Origin of the sequence: Spirosoma sp. KCTC 42546 (assembly GCF_006965485.1) — a bacterium.
Classification (GTDB): domain Bacteria; phylum Bacteroidota; class Bacteroidia; order Cytophagales; family Spirosomataceae; genus Spirosoma.
In genome coordinates, this window is record NZ_CP041360.1 from 2,721,846 (window position 1) to 2,737,635 (window position 15,790).

General features: G+C 46.2%; 17 protein-coding genes. 6 read left to right on the forward strand and 11 right to left on the reverse strand.

Annotated elements, in window-relative coordinates:
• Nucleotides 1-215 precede the first annotated feature (215 nt).
• From EXU85_RS10855 to EXU85_RS10870, 4 genes are all read left to right on the forward strand, one after another.
• Nucleotides 216-1,205 carry a c-type cytochrome gene (locus tag EXU85_RS10855; protein WP_142772100.1) on the forward strand — a complete coding sequence of 330 codons (990 nt, stop codon included), beginning with the start codon at nucleotides 216-218 and terminating at the stop codon, nucleotides 1,203-1,205.
• A 162-nt stretch (nucleotides 1,206-1,367) separates the two neighbouring features.
• Nucleotides 1,368-1,988 (forward strand): N-(5'-phosphoribosyl)anthranilate isomerase, encoded by a 621-nt coding sequence (locus EXU85_RS10860; protein WP_142772101.1) that lies wholly within the window; start codon nucleotides 1,368-1,370, stop codon nucleotides 1,986-1,988.
• A gap of 249 nt (nucleotides 1,989-2,237) precedes the next feature.
• The gene (locus EXU85_RS10865; protein WP_142772102.1) at nucleotides 2,238-2,705 is read left to right on the forward strand and encodes a PspC domain-containing protein; all 468 of its coding nucleotides are present in this window, start codon (nucleotides 2,238-2,240) and stop codon (nucleotides 2,703-2,705) included.
• 241 nt (nucleotides 2,706-2,946) lie between these two features.
• Nucleotides 2,947-3,975, forward strand: a complete 1,029-nt coding sequence (locus EXU85_RS10870; protein WP_142772103.1) for a LiaI-LiaF-like domain-containing protein — start codon at nucleotides 2,947-2,949, stop codon at nucleotides 3,973-3,975.
• Nucleotides 3,976-4,085: 110 nt separating this feature from the next.
• Here EXU85_RS10870 and EXU85_RS10875 read toward each other — a convergent pair whose 3' ends face one another.
• From EXU85_RS10875 to EXU85_RS10920, 10 genes are all read right to left on the reverse strand, one after another.
• Nucleotides 4,086-4,538: a hypothetical protein gene (locus EXU85_RS10875; RefSeq protein ID WP_142772104.1), complete on the reverse strand. Its 453-nt coding sequence runs from the start codon at nucleotides 4,536-4,538 to the stop codon at nucleotides 4,086-4,088.
• Nucleotides 4,539-4,547: 9 nt separating this feature from the next.
• Nucleotides 4,548-5,012 (reverse strand): hypothetical protein, encoded by a 465-nt coding sequence (locus tag EXU85_RS10880; protein WP_142772105.1) that lies wholly within the window; start codon nucleotides 5,010-5,012, stop codon nucleotides 4,548-4,550.
• A 72-nt stretch (nucleotides 5,013-5,084) separates the two neighbouring features.
• Nucleotides 5,085-5,657 (reverse strand): RNA polymerase sigma factor, encoded by a 573-nt coding sequence (locus EXU85_RS10885; RefSeq protein ID WP_142772106.1) that lies wholly within the window; start codon nucleotides 5,655-5,657, stop codon nucleotides 5,085-5,087.
• 104 nt (nucleotides 5,658-5,761) lie between these two features.
• A complete protein-coding gene (locus EXU85_RS10890) occupies nucleotides 5,762-6,715 on the reverse strand; it encodes a transketolase family protein (protein ID WP_142772107.1) in 954 nt (317 codons plus the stop codon).
• A gap of 8 nt (nucleotides 6,716-6,723) precedes the next feature.
• Nucleotides 6,724-7,296 (reverse strand): hypothetical protein, encoded by a 573-nt coding sequence (locus EXU85_RS10895; RefSeq protein ID WP_142772108.1) that lies wholly within the window; start codon nucleotides 7,294-7,296, stop codon nucleotides 6,724-6,726.
• Nucleotides 7,290-8,270 (reverse strand): AAA family ATPase, encoded by a 981-nt coding sequence (locus EXU85_RS10900; protein WP_142772109.1) that lies wholly within the window; start codon nucleotides 8,268-8,270, stop codon nucleotides 7,290-7,292. The genes EXU85_RS10895 and EXU85_RS10900 overlap by 7 nt, the downstream gene beginning before the upstream one ends.
• 95 nt (nucleotides 8,271-8,365) lie before the next feature.
• Nucleotides 8,366-9,223: a transketolase gene (locus EXU85_RS10905; RefSeq protein ID WP_142772110.1), complete on the reverse strand. Its 858-nt coding sequence runs from the start codon at nucleotides 9,221-9,223 to the stop codon at nucleotides 8,366-8,368.
• A gap of 56 nt (nucleotides 9,224-9,279) precedes the next feature.
• Nucleotides 9,280-9,729 carry a thioredoxin-dependent thiol peroxidase gene (gene bcp / locus EXU85_RS10910; protein WP_142772111.1) on the reverse strand — a complete coding sequence of 150 codons (450 nt, stop codon included), beginning with the start codon at nucleotides 9,727-9,729 and terminating at the stop codon, nucleotides 9,280-9,282.
• 48 nt (nucleotides 9,730-9,777) lie between these two features.
• Entirely contained in the window at nucleotides 9,778-11,697 is a 1,920-nt protein-coding gene (locus tag EXU85_RS10915) for a M23 family metallopeptidase (protein ID WP_371732043.1), read from the reverse strand.
• A gap of 210 nt (nucleotides 11,698-11,907) precedes the next feature.
• Nucleotides 11,908-12,519, reverse strand: coding sequence for a fumarylacetoacetate hydrolase family protein (locus EXU85_RS10920; protein ID WP_142772113.1), 612 nt, complete (start codon nucleotides 12,517-12,519; stop codon nucleotides 11,908-11,910).
• 198 nt (nucleotides 12,520-12,717) lie between these two features.
• Between EXU85_RS10920 and EXU85_RS10925 the strand changes: the two genes are divergently transcribed.
• Complete coding sequence (locus tag EXU85_RS10925; protein WP_142772114.1) at nucleotides 12,718-13,551, forward strand: M48 family metallopeptidase; 834 nt, start codon at nucleotides 12,718-12,720, stop codon at nucleotides 13,549-13,551.
• A 107-nt stretch (nucleotides 13,552-13,658) separates the two neighbouring features.
• Here EXU85_RS10925 and sucC read toward each other — a convergent pair whose 3' ends face one another.
• Complete coding sequence (sucC, locus tag EXU85_RS10930) at nucleotides 13,659-14,876, reverse strand: ADP-forming succinate--CoA ligase subunit beta (protein WP_142772115.1); 1,218 nt, start codon at nucleotides 14,874-14,876, stop codon at nucleotides 13,659-13,661.
• 159 nt (nucleotides 14,877-15,035) lie between these two features.
• Here sucC and EXU85_RS10935 point away from each other — a divergent pair, with 159 nt between their 5' ends.
• Nucleotides 15,036-15,698, forward strand: a complete 663-nt coding sequence (locus tag EXU85_RS10935; protein WP_142772116.1) for an ABC transporter ATP-binding protein — start codon at nucleotides 15,036-15,038, stop codon at nucleotides 15,696-15,698.
• Nucleotides 15,699-15,790: the final 92 nt, after the last annotated feature.

Genomic DNA, 15,790 nt, shown 5'->3' on the forward strand with positions numbered 1-15,790 from the left:
GATGCAGTAGGATTTGAGGAAACCCAGATATAGATAAGTATGCATGAGGTATAGCTGAAAAAGACCGAGAACGGTTTTTAGTCAACGCGGATACACAAAATAATTGCCGTTTACTAAAAATATGAAGCTATGACTTACTCTTGGCTGCTGTTTGCCAATATCTTACGGTAAAAATGACCACTCCGGCTAACCGGGCTTTCCTCTTTTAACGAATTATGAAAAAAGTTTTTAAAGTGATCGGTATCGTGATCGGCGTCCTTGCGTTAGGCGTCGTAGTGTTGCTGGCTTATGTTAAACTGGCGTTGCCGAATGTGGGTGAAGCACCATCCTTGAAAGTGGATGCTACACCACAACGAATCGAACGGGGTGCCTATCTGGCGAATCACGTGACAGTCTGTATCGACTGCCACAGTACCCGCGATTACACACTCTTTTCTGGGCCATTGGCGCCCGGAACGATAGGGAAAGGTGGAGAACTGTTTAACCAGCAGATGGGCTTTCCCGGCTCGTTCACGGCGAAAAACATTACGCCCTATGGCATAGGCAACTGGACCGACGGCGAGATCTACCGGGCTATTACAACCGGTGTTAGCCGTGATGGTCATGCCTTCTTTCCCGTCATGCCCTATCCATATTATGGCAAAATGGGCGATGAGGATGTTCAGAGCATTATTGCCTATTTGCGTACGCTCAAGCCGATCGAAAATAAACCTGCTGAATCGAAAGCTGATTTTCCGTTCAACTTTATCCTGAATACGATTCCGGTAAAAGCTGAGCCTATGTCAATGCCTGATCCGAAAGATGAACTGGCTACCGGCAAGTATCTGGTTATGATAGCCGGTTGTGTAGAGTGCCATACGCAGGTTGATAAAGGCCAGATTATTAAGGAAAAATCGTTTGCGGGCGGGCGGGATTTCAAACTGCCATCCGGAATGCTTTACACGTCTAACATCACTCCCGATAAGGAAACTGGTATTGGTAGTTGGACTAAAGAGACATTTATCGCTCGTTTCAAGACATATGCTGATAGTAGTTATAAGCCTCAGAAACTTGGACCGAATGATTTTCAGACGGTGATGCCCTGGATGATGTATGCGGGTATGAAAGAACAGGATTTAGGGGCTATCTACACCTATCTGATGTCGCTGAAACCGATTCCAAATAAGGTGACGGAAAAATTTAAGCCCCATGTAGCCATACGTTAACACCGTGATGAACTGATAACGTAATTCGGCAAGATACCTTCTGGGTCTAGTAGTATAGATTAGCTGCTAACCTCAGAAGGTATTTTTATGCCTTGCTGTCCGTAACTTTGTTGGCACGCTACGGAAACAAGCTGTTGCTACCGAAAACTGCTCACTGAAACTATGTCTCTTAAAACGCTCGTTAAAATCTCCAACGTTACTAATCTCAGCGATGCCCGCTATTGCGCAGGTATGGGTGTCGATATGCTTGGCTTCTCGATGGATGCCGATTCACCGGACTATATCGAACCGAAAAAATTTGACGAGATCAGAGGCTGGGTGGCAGGCGTTCAGATTGTTGGCGAAACTACATCCACAGATCCTGAAGTTATTGAGCAACTTCTTGATACGTACAAACCTGACATACTACAGGTCAACGAATCAGCCCTCTTATCTTACCTTAGTACGTTTACTAAGCCGTTGATTTTGCACGTCGATCTATCACAGTTGACACTTGATCAGCTAGATACCCTGTTTCAGACAGGTGTTGCCGGAGCCGATTATATTCTGCTGGAAAGTAATAGTCCACTCCATCTTGACGATGAGCTGAAAACTACCCTGCAACGATTAGCAGCACGCTATCCCATATTATTAGGCATTGGCGTATCTGCCGAGAATGTCCATGAGTTATTAGCCGAATTATCCGTTCAGGGAATTGCGCTTAGTGGTGGCGATGAAGAACGACCCGGTAATAAGGAATTTGGTGAGTTGATGGATATTCTGGAAGCGATAGAGGAAGAGTAGGAAATTAGTATTAGGAGTGAGAAGCGAGGAGTGAGAATAGCTGACGCGTATATCAGTTTTGCGTCAGCCATTCTCACTCCTTGCTTCTCACTCCTAATACTGACCACTACTATGCATTACCTACTATCATTGAAAACATACTTCTATCCATAACCGCGTCCATTCTTCCAAATCTACTTTGGGGCAAAATAGCTATCTGTTAGGTTTACATCGGATTTAAACAACGGTCCGGCGTTCCGGAAAGAAGCCATGAACAAGCGATTAGAACGTATTGCCGACCAGGCCCAAATTGGGGGCGTGTGTGCTGGTTTGGCCGATTATTTTGGCATTGATCGTGCATTGGTACGCGTACTTTTTGTGATCGGAATTTTCCTGCCGCACTTTCCGGCCATCATCATTTACATTATCTTGTGGATCGCATTACCCGAACGCCGTTTCGATGGTTCTGTATCCCAGTCGTCAGCTTTCTCTAATCCTTATTTTGCCATGAATCCCTACAATCCGAACAAGCCTGCATCACCCGACCGTAGCATTATTGGCGGGGCCGTACTGATTATCCTGGGTGTCCTGTTTTTACTGGACCGTTATTTCGACATTGACTTTGGTGATCTATGGCCGTTTGTTCTGATCGCAATTGGTTTGTGGCTGATTTTTAAGGATCGGATCAAACCTCCTTACGATAATACAACCACCAACGACCCAAACGGAACCCTTTAAAAAATGTATGATGTAGGATATATGATGTATTAAGTTAATACATCGAACCTGTTTAAACTTTATTTTTTATATCTCCAATGCGCTTTAGTTTAACCGCGGAGAGCGCTGAGACAAAGTCGCAAAGAACGCTGAGTTTGCTGACTGAATTTCTTTGCGCGCTTTGCCTTAGCGTTCTTTGCGGTTAATTTGAAAAGTTTAAACAGCTTCATCATATATCCTACATCATACATCCTTAAAACTTATGCAACGAAAAAATGGATTGTTCTGGGGCATTTTCCTGTTAACGCTGGGGGTGTTGTTTTTAGCCCGGCGGGCCGGAATGCTCGATATAGACTGGCATTCATTAGTGAATTTATGGCCAGTATTGCTAATTCTGGCGGGTGTAAACCTGATTCTGGAACGTCGTGGAAATCCGGCAGCTTTTGTTACAACTGTCATGCTGGCTGTAGCCGTGCCAACAACATTGTTCGGGTTCCTGTCGCATAATCGGAACCACGATGAGTTCAACATGCGCTGGCATGATAATGATGACGACGATGATGACAATGGAAATAACGACAGCGATGACGACGATAATACGGATGACGATTATCGGTCGGAGCGTGAGCATCGGGATTCGGAGAACACAAGAATCCAGACTAACACGTTTGCCGAAACAATGGACGTCGATACTCGTGAAGCTGTCTTGAAATTGTCAGGGGGCGCTGGCCGGTTTACCATCAGCGATCCCAGTACAGAACTTATCAAAGCCGATACAAAACAAACCTCGGGTAGTTATTCGATGTCGGTAGATCGGGATGAAACCACCCATATCCCAACCATTGAACTAAAGCCCACGGATGACGATCAACACATTGATCTGAAAGATGGCAAGTTCGAGAATCGGGTTGATGTGCACCTGAACGCTACGCCTGTCTGGACAATGGATGTAGCACTTGGAGCAGGACAGGGGGATTTGGACTTAAGTGCTTATGCTGTCAAGAGCCTGAAAATTGGCGCCGGTGCTGCCGATCTGGATTTAAAACTCGGTGCCAAAGCCGATCTGTCGGAGATAAAGTTAAACGTGGGAGCGGCTTCAGTAACGGTCCGGGTTCCGAAAGAAGTGGGTTGTCGGATCAAGAAAGACGGTGCCCTGAATCTGGAACAGCTGGATGATTTTACCGACGTTGGTGGTGGCGAATTTGAAAGCCCTGGTTACGATGCCAGCAAGAAGAAAATGTCCATCCGTTTCGATGGGGGCATTTCAAGATTTAAGGTGGTGCGTTACTAAGTCTGAACCGGGATTTATATGATTTTACTGACCGACCATGATTTGATTGATAAACTTTCCTTTAAAGTAAAAAATCATAGTCGGTCAGTAAAATCATATAAATCCCGGTTCTAATTTCCCTGATTCAATTTATTGAGCAGCATTTTATTAAACATCTGCTCGGTCTTGTACAACTCCGCCAATTGCTGCGGACTAATTACTTTTAGGAAACGGCCCATGTATTCGTCATCAAGATCAGCCAGTTTTTGCTTGGTGGCATTGACTTCCCGCAACCCGTTCACTAATTGATTATCGTTTAGGTTTGTACGCGACGGTTCGTTGTTCAATTGCCGAATCCGACGGTTTAATTCCTGCTTCTTGGCGTTGTATTCATTGTAAACCGCCCAAAATTGCGGAGCCTGATCGGTTGTTAGGTTAAGCCGATTCGTGATCAGGCCAATCTTAGCCGCTTCTATCTTCTGCCGTCCGTTGACGTCGTTCTGTGCGCTGGCCACCTGTGCCATAAACACCAGCCCAACCAGCCAACCAATCCATGCGTGTCTCATTGTGGTAAAGTTAACCATGCTAAAAAATCAGGAACCGAGATTCGTATTGTCCAGTCCAGTTTCTTCTTTGATATGTTGCTGAATGTCGATCGGCTGCACATTAAGAAACTGAATCGCTGTTGTATCGCTCCCTAATGAAGAATGAAGCTGTTGAGCATCGGCTAGTTCATTTGCATCAACGCCCTGTTCGTCAAGATAAGCGGTAATAACTTCATTGCTTACACCAGCCAATGCCTCACTCCCCAACGATTCCTGCCGTTGAGGCAAGGTTTGCCAAACAAGTACAGCAATCAGGCTAGCACCTGCCAGCGAGGCTACTGTACGTTGCCAGGACCAGGTAATACGGAAGGCCGGCTTCGACTTACGAATCGCGCGAGCCTGCACGCGCGATGGCAACGTGTCAAAATAACCGTCTGGTGCCACAAACGGCAATTGCCGCATGGGATGCTCAGGTGGCAGTTCATCAAGCCGAAATTCGTTTTTATTAGTCATTATCGTGGTGTGTATCTAATACACAATTTCATTCCCGTGTTTGCAGATTGGACAGTCTAAAGCGGCTGGGGTTTAATCGGTTGTATCAGTTTTAGTCAAATAATCCTCAATTTTTTTAACCGCCAGGTGATAGGATGCTTTTAAGGCACCAACCGATGTACCGGTAATGTCCGAAATTTCTTCGTACTTCATATCATCGAAGTACTTCATGTTGAACACTAACCGCTGTTTATCTGGTAATTTTAACAGCGCCTTTTGCAGTTTTAACTGTACGTCTTCACCACTGAGTTCGTTACCCGATGTAACATAATCGGCATTGCTTTCCAGCTTCTGCATTAACTCACCTTCCACGTCGCCAATCGGCAGAAAAAAACGTCGACGTTTCTTATTCAGAAAGTTAAGACATTCGTTGGTGGCAATTCGGTATATCCAGGTATATAACTGACTATCACCCCGAAACTGTTCCAGGCTGTTCCACACTTTTATGAACGTTTCCTGCACCAGGTCGTCGGTATCGTCATGGTCAATGACCATTTTACGGATATGCCAATAAATTTTCTGCTGGTATTGGCGTACCAGCAGATTAAAGGCAAAATTCCGGCTTGACGGGTCGCGGTATTTGGCGAGGATTTCTGCGTCAGTCATTGTTTCATGGTTTACGGTTTTAGGTTTTTGGTTTACGGTTGGTTGGCGCATGTAAACTGCTTTCGCGCCAGCCAACCGTAAACCAAAAACCTAAAACCGTAAACCTATTTTCGTGCCATTACTTTCTTAACCTGCTCAACAATTTTGTCGGCAGTCAGGCCATATTTCTGCATCAGTTGATCAGGTGTACCGCTTTCGCCGAAGGTATCATGAACGCCGATATATTCGAGTGGAGCAGGGAAGTTTTGTGCCAGAACCTGTGCAACGCTATCGCCCAACCCACCATTAATCATGTGCTCTTCTGCCGATACGGCGCAGCCCGTTTTCTTCACCGATGCCAGAATAGCCTCTTCATCTAACGGCTTAATCGTGTGAATATTGATAATATCGGCTTCGATTCCCTGTTCGGCAAGAATTTCACCGGCTTTGATGGCTTCCCAAACCAAGTGGCCTGTGCAGAAAATAGATACATCTTTTCCTTCATTAACGGTCCAGGCCTTACCAATCTCAAATTTCTGATCGGCGGGGGTAAACACGGGAATCACCGGTCGACCGAAGCGCAAATAAACCGGACCCACATGCTCAGCAATGGCTAGTGTAGCCGCTTTGGTCTGGTTGTAATCGCAGGGATTGATGACGGTCATGTTGGGTAACATTTTCATCATGCCCAAATCTTCCAGAATCTGGTGTGTAGCACCATCTTCGCCTAAGGTTAAGCCTGCGTGGGAAGCACAGATTTTAACATTCTTATTCGAGTACGCCACCGACTGACGAATCTGGTCATATACCCGGCCCGTAGCGAAGTTGGCAAAGGTTGTGGCAAACGGAATGTGACCACCAATGGTCAAACCCGCCGATACACCAATCATATTGGCTTCGGCAATCCCACACTGAACGAACCGTTCTGGATATTCTTTAATAAATGTCTCCAACTTGAGCGAACCCGCTAAATCGGCTGTCAGGGCAATAACGTTAGGATTCGTCCGGCCCAGTTCAGATATACCCGCGCCGAAACCCGAACGCGTATCTTTTTTCTCGGTATACTCGTATTTTTTCATGGTCTATATTAATTCGCCGAAGCGAGGGTTTGCAATTTGGTTAAAAAATAATTGGCACTGGTACAATTTGGGTGCTGAGCCGCGTTTTCGATGCTGAAGCCGTACTTCAACATTCGTCGGGCTAACATCGGTTTTGTACCAATACCCCGCTGAGTCTTTAATTCAAATAAGCGCTTTAAGGTAGCAAATGGATTGTCCTCTGCTTCTGGATTTATAAACTCAAATGTATTATCTGAAAACAGTCGGCGTAAAGTAGTTGAATCACTTAAAAACCAAGATTCGATTTGTTTTACAGCAACAATCACAACTTGACTGTCTTGTTGAGTTATACGCTGACGCGTTACCGTAATACACTCATCTTGGTCGAGGTCAGTTATAATAACAATGATGTTAGCTCCATTCCTAAATAGTGTATCGCGGATATCTGCGAGACGATGAGGTAGCAGATTACCACTTCCAGCAACATCGAAAACAGGATTAACACACCTTAGGCCATTTCGATTGAGCCAATCTTGAAAATTGGTTGATTCAATAATTTCTTGTTCTGTTTTACCTTCACAAATAAAACCAACATTTACCACGCAAGCCCACCTCCGAAAGCATTCATTAGTAAGGCTTCGTCCATCCGCCAATTTTTAAATTCCTCCTTTGAAATCTGCTTGATTCGCGTAGCTCCCTGTTTCTTATCGACGATAACCATTTCTTCAGGTTTAAGCCGGGAGATCATGGATTGCGAGTGTGTATTTAGCCAAATGTGATGGCCCCGTTCTTCGCACATGATACGAAAAAAGTCTACTAACTCACGCGCAACCTGTGGATGAAGGCCATTTTCGGGCTCTTCGATACAAAGAAATTGAGGCTTATCGTCACTTTGATAAACAGCGGCAAGTATCGCCAGAATGTTGTATGTTCCGTCAGAGATCAGGTCTTTAGTGAAATAACTGGGGGCAAATTCCTCGAACCAGTGGAGTTCATCCCGATCATCCACCTCAACGGCTTTAAATCCAGGAACGAATAATTCTAACCATTCAAAGATTTCAACCCGAAGTACATTGTCCGTTAGAATTCGCTTTAAAACAGCTTCCAAATTAGTTGCAGCTATATTAAGGGAGCGATCATCTTGATAGTTGACTTTTAATAGCTTTTCATTACTGACAAAAATTCGGCCGAAACGTTGATAAAATTGGTCCACTGTATCCTGGCGTAAATGAAGCCATACATCATCAATACGATTGGGCTGCTTAATCTTATCCGTGATAGTGTTGTAAGCAAACTCCATATTGGTGACCTCACTCTCTTTGTCAAATTCAGCGTTAAAGTGAAACCTATCTATGTCAGCGCCATTCCGGCGACTAATTTTAGTTACTCCCCCAAATTCTCTAAAAACCTCAGAGACTAAGGCTTTTGAACAGCGATTCACAAACTCCAAAGCCTCGAAAATATTCGACTTACCCGACCCGTTAGGGCCGACAAAGACCGTGAACGGATTCGGCTCAACAAGCTCGATCCGTTCAATGGACTTGAAATTTTCGATGATCAGGCGTTTGATTTTCATGTGTTTGTGTAGAGACGCAATCCCTTGCGTCTCCTCCTGCCGGATGGTATTGCTGATGCATAGGAGACGCAAGGGATTGCGTCTCTACAAGACAATCAATAATCCGTTACACCAATCGATAGTGGCAGACCGTTCAGAGCCTGGGTTAACTGCTCGGCGTTAGGAGCCGTACCGTGCCATTTGTAGTTACCCACCATATATTCAACGCCAAAGCCCATTTCGGTGTGCATTAGAATCATTGTTGGTACATCCGGGTCTTCCTGCGATTTTTTGAGGGTATGAATGACATCGGCAATGTCATTTCCTTCCATCTCTTCGACGTACCAGCCAAAAGCGCGGTATTTGGCGGCTAGGTCACGGTTGCTATTGACGTTGTCTGTCGTGCCGTCAATCTGAGCGTGGTTGAGGTCGATGATGGCGGTCAGGTTGCCGAGTTTTTTGTTGGGAGCAAACTGAGCGGCTTCCCAAATCTGGCCTTCCTGCTGCTCACCATCGCCCATCAGGACGTACACATGGTTTTTATCCCCATTGAGCTTTTTGGAATAAGCCGCACCACAGGCTACGGATAAACCCTGACCTAGCGAACCCGATGCAATGCGAATGCCGGGAAGGTGTTCGGCCGTTGTAGGGTGTCCCTGTAACCGACTATCTAACTTACGGAAAGTGGCTAATTCCGCGACAGGAAAATAGCCTGCCCGTGCCAACACCGAATAAAAAACGGGCGAAATATGTCCATTCGAGAGGAAGAAGATGTCTTCATCCCGGCCGTCCATGTCAAAAATAGGCGTGCCGTCGGCATCTTTTTTCCGGTTCATCACCTCGAAGTAAAGGGCGACAAAAAAATCAGTGCAACCTAACGATCCGCCGGGGTGACCCGAATTAACAGCGGCAACCATGCGAAGAATATCGCGCCGAACGGCCGTAGCCGTGCTTTTGAGTTGTTCGATTTCCATGAGGTAGTACGGGTGGGAACCCGCTTTTCAATCAAAAATGACGGGACTTGCCCGTATTAGGTTAAAATTTGTTTTGCGTGGTTTTGGGTATCTACTTTGCCGATGATATCTGTGATGATACCAGCCTCGTCAATAATAAATGTTGTTCGGACGGTACCCATAAACTTCCGACCATACATCGACTTCTCTTTCCATACATCGTAGGCTTCTACTAACTGGTTATCTGTATCGGCAACGAGCGAAAAGGGGAGGTCATATTTTTTAATGAATTTCTGGTGTGCTTTCTGGTCATCCACACTAACGCCTACTACTTCGTAACCGGCCGCGCGTAAATCGGCGTAGTTGTCGCGGAGGCTACAGGCTTGCGCAGTACAACCCGGCGTATCATCCTTAGGATAAAAATAGAGCACCGCTTTTTTGCCCCGATAGTCAGATAGTCTAATGGGCTGGCCATTTTGGTCAGTGCTCGTAAAGTCGGGAGCTGGATCACCGATAGAAAGGCTCATTCAGGTTACAGTTTATTGTATTCAGTTTACGGTATTCAGTAAGCTTTTTTATCTTCTCTTCTTTTTCTTCGGAGCCGCTTTTCGCCGAACGGGTGCTCTGGGTACGTCAATAGTTGTCGTGTCGGAACCAATATTGCCCGACCGGTCTTTTACCTGAACTAACACCTCGGCACCATCCTCGAAAGGTTCATCTGGGTTTAGTTTATCGGACCAGAGTAATGCCCGTTTGTAATCGTACTGCATCAGTACCCACTCACCATTGACCAGCGCCCGGAATTCGGCAATGCCTGACAGGTCGTCCCGAATACGAGCCGTAATTCCCTTAGGCGTGGCCGACAGAATTTCAACCCTCGGTGGATTGATGTCGGTCATTAACTGAAACTTCCCCAGCCAACGGGTTTTAAATTCAATATGTCCTTTAGCCCACGTGCCCCCCAGAAAACTTGCGTTCCCACCGCTCGTCCAATACGCTTTCGTTCGAGCCGTATCAATGGCAATCGGATAATTCGGTGTGTAGTGGATCGTTAAATAATCGTTGAGTGGAATGGTCGACTGATTTATTTCCAACCCACCCCCTGGCAACGCCCGCATAGCCAGATGCAACGTATCAAACAGCGTTCGTGGACTGAATTCCAGTCGGGTATTCCAATCGACAACTACTTCGCTCCGGCCCGGTATGATACGCTTTTTAAAATTTGTTCGTATTACACTTCGGCCAAACTGGACGGAGTCGGGTAAAGTCTGGCGCAAATCTATAAGATAAACTGCTTGGTTGTTACGTATATAGCTAATTGGCTGCTCGGTCACTACGCGGCCGGTGATTAATTTAGCTACCGGTGGGCTTGAAGCGATAATATTCTTGACCGTTAGCTTCAGCACATTTTCGTCAGTCGTGATGGTGGCTATCGGCTCACCGCTTAGTGACTCCCCTCTAAAATTGGCCGGCGGAATTGTCAATGAATCTGGCCGGATTTGACTGGCTGGTGCCGCTTCCGGTAGAATCGTAAAGGTTAGCTGTGTTGACTGATCGGAGGCATCATAGAGCGTCAGGGTAACTTCGTGTGGCTGGCCGTCTAGTAGAGGTAACCGCCCGCGATAGGCGGCATTACTTTGGAGCTTATACAGATTCAAAATATTGCCATCGGCAATATAGCCCCGATGATACCGCTGGCCACTCATTTGCTCGACCTCGTAGTTCTCATGAACATTCATGAACCGCGTTTGCTCGTTCGGGAAGCTATTCATGTTGTACGAAAACACCTCGCGACCATCGAGCCGGATTTCCAGGCAACTGATGCCATTTCGATAAGGCGAACCGCTGGTTTTGTCATAAGCCAGCACTTCCATCCCAATTAATCCTGAAGCTGTAATGGGCTGAACAATGGTATACGTGCCGTCGGGTCGGCGTACGGGTGCGTAACTGACACGCTGGTATTCGCCGTTAATGCGCGAGGTAGCGGTCATTGTTTTCAGGGCCACGCGCTCAAAATAGGGCGGTACATTGTCCTGAATTTCGGAGAAATTATACAGCAACGGGTTAATCAGGTTGTCTTTATTATCCCGAATCTCGAAGTGTAAATGCGGCCCACCCGATCCGCCAGTATTTCCTGATGCCGCAACAACATCGCCCTGCTTAACCGGGAACTGGCCCGGTTGAGGGCGCAGGTCAATTTCAAATGTTTTTTTCTCGTATTGCTGCTCGCGGAGGAAACGGCCAAGGGTGTCTTTTAAGGCTTTCAGGTGACCATAAACGGTGGTCAGACCATTGGGGTGTTTAATGAAAATCACGTTTCCATATCCACCCGTGAAAACTGCAATTCGGGATACATACCCATCCGCAGCCGCATGGACATCCAGCCCTTCGCGCCCACCGGTACGGATATCTAAACCAGCATGAAAGTGATTGGGCCGTAAATCCCCCATACCACCTGACAACGAATTACTGGCCCCAGGCTGGATCGGAAACATAAAGTAGCCATCGACAAGCGTACCGGGTTGAATATAGCCTGTTTGGGGCTGTCCTGATTGAGTTGATGAGACTGGTTTCGCCGATTGTCCGGTGGCCAGTTCTGCACAGAACAGAACAGAAATGAACGTATAAAAAAGGAAACGTATCAAAAGCAAAATTGTAAATAGTCTTTGTAAGGCCGGACTAAGGTTCGGCCTTACAAGATGAGATTACTTCACGTCAAACGTCAACATGGGCTTATCTTCAATGAAGGCCGTCAGTCGATCGCCGATTTTTACAGGGCCAACACCTTTGGGTGTTCCTGTAAATAGTATATCGCCTTGCTGAAGCAGGAAATAGCGTGATACAAATGAAATCAGGTAATCAATCTTAAACATCATCAGGTTCGTGTTGCCAATTTGTTTGGTTTCGCCGTTGATGTCTAAATGGAAATTTAAATTTTGCAGATCCGGGAAATCCGTCTTTGGAACAAAAGAGGAAATAGGAGCGGAGCCGTTGAATCCTTTGGCTAACTCCCAGGGCAATCCTTTTGCTTTTAACTTGCTTTGCAGATCCCGAGCTGTGAAGTCGATACCAACGCCAATTTCGTCGTAGTATTTATGCGCGAATTTCTCGTCGATGTTCTTGCCCACCCGGTTAATTTTTACCAGAATCTCAACTTCGTGATGAACATCACTGGAGAAGTCAGGATAAAAAAATGGCTCGTTTTTTAGGGGAATGGCCGTTTCGGGTTTCATGAAGATAACTGGATCTTCGGGCTGTTCATTATTGAGTTCCTTGATATGGTCGGCGTAGTTTCGACCAACGCAAATAATTTTCATATAAAGTAACGCGGACATCGTGTCCGCTCTTATAAGGTAAAAAGCGGACACGATATCCGCGTTACTAAACTATTTAGATTGGCACAAATCTAAGGACTAAAGAGGGGTAGACCGCATCCATTCGGAAAAATTTGAACAATTCTGGTACTTTGCAGGTCATATACCGTCAGAACACTCTACCAAACAATACACAAACAAATGAGAAAAATCATAATTGTCATGTTGTCGCTCGCTTTTGCTGTAACAGCTTGCGAGAAAGTGCCTTTAACGGGCCGCAAACAACTGATCCTGGTACCTAATAATGATATGCTAGCCATGAGTTTCACTCAGTATAAAGCATTCTTGGATACAAGCCGGGTTGTTCCTACCAGCAGCGGAGACGCTGAAATGGTTAATCGGGTTGGCAATCGTATTCGGCAGGCTGTTGAAAGTTACATGAATAGCAACGGGTATTCTAAACGGCTCGAAGGCTTCCAGTGGGAATACCATTTGGTGCAGAGTAATCAGGTGAATGCCTGGTGTATGCCGGGTGGTAAAATTGTTGTCTACTCCGGTATTTTACCCTACACGCAAAACGAAGCGGGTTTAGCAACCGTATTAGGTCATGAAGTGTCGCACGCTATTGCCGAACACGGTAATGAACGAATGAGCGAAGGGTTGGTTGCTAATGGACTATTGCAGGCTGGGCAAGTTGCAGCTGGAATTGCTACGTCTTCAAAAAGCCCGCAGACACAAGCTTTATTTCAACAAGCTATTGGTACAGGAGGTCCCCTGATGTATCAATATTTTGGGGCGCTACCGCATAGTCGTAACCAAGAGTCAGAAGCGGATCACCTTGGCCTGATTTTCATGTCGATGGCGGGATATAACCCTGCCGAGGCAATTACGTTCTGGACACGGATGGCAAAAGCAAGTGGTGGTAAAGCACCCGCTGAGTTTTTTTCGGATCATCCATCTGATGCCCGTCGGATTGCCGATTTGCAGAAATTATTACCTGATGCGCAGAAGTACTACGCCAGCGCACGGCGTTAATCCGTGCACTTATAGTAGAAAAAGCCGGGACTTTCGTTCCGGCTTTTTTTGTCTGGGTAAGCTCTGGCTTGGCCGATTCTTAAATATCTCCTGGGCCCAGACAGAAATTACAACGCTGCTACAACCTGCCGTACTTTTTCGGCAGCTTCTTTCAGCTCAACGGCCGACTGTACTTTGAGGCCTGAATCATCAATGATTTTAGCGCCTTCAGCTGCATTCGTTCCTTGCAAACGAACGATGATTGGAACCGGAATATCGCCAATGGCTTTGTAAGCTTCAACAACACCAGTAGCTACCCGGTCGCAACGTACGATACCGCCGAAGATATTGATCAGAATGGCTTTTACGTTTGGATCTTTCAGGATAATACGGAAACCCGCTTCTACCGTCTTGGCATTCGCTCCACCCCCAACATCAAGGAAGTTAGCCGGTTCGCCACCCGACAGTTTAATGATATCCATCGTTGCCATGGCCAAACCTGCGCCGTTTACCATACAACCTACGTTTCCGTCGAGTTTTACATAGTTCAGGTCACTGGCAGAGGCTTCCACTTCAAGGGGATCTTCTTCGGCCAGATCGCGCATGGCTTTCAGATCGGGATGACGGTAGAGAGCATTGTCATCCAAATTAACTTTGGCATCGACAGCCAGAATCTTGTTGTCCGATGTTTTCAGAACCGGGTTAATTTCGAACATCGACGCGTCTGTATCTACATACGCTTTGTAAAGCGACGTAACAAACTTCACCATCTCCTTGAAGGCTTCCCCTTCCAGACCAAGGCCAAAGGCTACTTTACGAGCCTGGAAAGGTTGCAGACCAACGGCAGGGTCGATCCACTCCTTCACGATCTTTTCGGGGGAGTGTTCTGCTACTTCTTCAATGTCCATACCCCCTTCGGTGCTGGCCATGATTACGTTGCAGGCTTTCGTACGGTCGAGCAGGATGCCGATGTACATCTCTTTTGGGGAGGATGCACCTGGATAGTAAACGTCCTCAGCAATGAGAACTTTGTTGACCCGCTTGCCTTCTGGTCCTGTCTGGTGGGTAACCAGTACATTCCCGATGAGGTTTTTGGCGATGTCGCGCACAGCATCGACCGATTTGGCTAAGGCTACTCCGCGTTGTTCAGAACCCACAATCTGGCCTTTTCCTCGTCCGCCAGCATGGATTTGGGACTTAACCACGACAAACTTCTGGCCCGATTGAGCAATAATCAGTTTGGCGGCTTCAACGGCTTTTTCGGGCGACTCAGCTACAATGCCCTCCTGAATGCGGACACCGTACTTTTTGAGAATTTCTTTACCCTGATACTCGTGTATATTCATGACAACTGCAACAAGGAGGATTGGAAATCGTATTTTTGTGCGGCAAGTTAACAGGAAATGATGAATGATGAATGATGAATGATGAACGTGATCGACTAAAATCACGCTCAGTTGTTCTTTTTCAGCTTGGCATTCATCATTCATCATTTATCATTCACTATGAGTTCGCTTCTTCAAACTACTGATATACGCCGGAACTACGGCAATCTGCCCGTTCTGAAAGGAATTAACCTGAATATTGAATCGGGTGAAGTTGTCTCTATTGTAGGGGCATCAGGGGCTGGCAAAACTACCCTACTTCAAATCCTGGGTACCCTCGATCGGCCTGATGCAGGTGAATTGCAGATTGCCGGACAAAATGTCTTTGCATTAAATGACCGTCAGCTGGCTCAATTTCGTAACGAGCAGATTGGCTTTGTCTTTCAGTTCAATAACCTGCTGCCCGAATTTACGGCTCTTGAAAATGTATGCCTGCCTGGGTTTATAGCAGGTAAGGAGGAGAGTGCTGTTCGGCAGCGAGCTACCGAATTATTAGTAAAGCTTGGCCTGCGCGATCGCTTAACAAATTTACCTTCTCAATTATCAGGAGGTGAGCAACAACGGGTAGCTGTAGCGCGGGCGTTGATAAACCAACCCGCCATTGTCTTTGCAGATGAACCTAGCGGGAACCTTGATTCTAAGAACGCAGAGGAGCTACACCAGTTATTTTTTCAGTTACGTGACGAACTGGGTCAAACGTTTATTATAGTAACCCACAATGAGGCTTTAGCCGCCCTCGCCGATCGAACGGTTACGATTCGGGATGGGCTTTTGTTTAATTAATTATTGTTCATGTATTGTTTTGTGTCTGTATTTATAAGTAAATCTACTTATAAATAATCGTTTAAAAGTGTGCGTTTTTTCTTATAAAGAAC

What these genes read in the sequence shown, in the direction of transcription:
- EXU85_RS10890 (WP_142772107.1), bottom strand. Translation starts at nt 6,715, where the DNA reads ATGAAAAAATACGAGTATACCGAGAAAAAAGATACGCGTTCGGGTTTC.
- EXU85_RS10880 (WP_142772105.1), bottom strand. Translation starts at nt 5,012, where the DNA reads ATGACTAATAAAAACGAATTTCGGCTTGATGAACTGCCACCTGAGCAT.
- EXU85_RS10870 (WP_142772103.1), top strand. Translation starts at nt 2,947, where the DNA reads ATGCAACGAAAAAATGGATTGTTCTGGGGCATTTTCCTGTTAACGCTG.
- EXU85_RS10935 (WP_142772116.1), top strand. Translation starts at nt 15,036, where the DNA reads ATGAGTTCGCTTCTTCAAACTACTGATATACGCCGGAACTACGGCAAT.
- EXU85_RS10905 (WP_142772110.1), bottom strand. Translation starts at nt 9,223, where the DNA reads ATGGAAATCGAACAACTCAAAAGCACGGCTACGGCCGTTCGGCGCGAT.
- EXU85_RS10920 (WP_142772113.1), bottom strand. Translation starts at nt 12,519, where the DNA reads ATGAAAATTATTTGCGTTGGTCGAAACTACGCCGACCATATCAAGGAA.
- EXU85_RS10865 (WP_142772102.1), top strand. Translation starts at nt 2,238, where the DNA reads ATGAACAAGCGATTAGAACGTATTGCCGACCAGGCCCAAATTGGGGGC.
- bcp (WP_142772111.1), bottom strand. Translation starts at nt 9,729, where the DNA reads ATGAGCCTTTCTATCGGTGATCCAGCTCCCGACTTTACGAGCACTGAC.
- EXU85_RS10855 (WP_142772100.1), top strand. Translation starts at nt 216, where the DNA reads ATGAAAAAAGTTTTTAAAGTGATCGGTATCGTGATCGGCGTCCTTGCG.
- EXU85_RS10925 (WP_142772114.1), top strand. Translation starts at nt 12,718, where the DNA reads ATGAGAAAAATCATAATTGTCATGTTGTCGCTCGCTTTTGCTGTAACA.
- sucC (WP_142772115.1), bottom strand. Translation starts at nt 14,876, where the DNA reads ATGAATATACACGAGTATCAGGGTAAAGAAATTCTCAAAAAGTACGGT.
- EXU85_RS10900 (WP_142772109.1), bottom strand. Translation starts at nt 8,270, where the DNA reads ATGAAAATCAAACGCCTGATCATCGAAAATTTCAAGTCCATTGAACGG.
- EXU85_RS10915 (WP_371732043.1), bottom strand. Translation starts at nt 11,697, where the DNA reads ATGTTTCCGATCCAGCCTGGGGCCAGTAATTCGTTGTCAGGTGGTATG.
- EXU85_RS10875 (WP_142772104.1), bottom strand. Translation starts at nt 4,538, where the DNA reads ATGGTTAACTTTACCACAATGAGACACGCATGGATTGGTTGGCTGGTT.
- EXU85_RS10860 (WP_142772101.1), top strand. Translation starts at nt 1,368, where the DNA reads ATGTCTCTTAAAACGCTCGTTAAAATCTCCAACGTTACTAATCTCAGC.
- EXU85_RS10885 (WP_142772106.1), bottom strand. Translation starts at nt 5,657, where the DNA reads ATGACTGACGCAGAAATCCTCGCCAAATACCGCGACCCGTCAAGCCGG.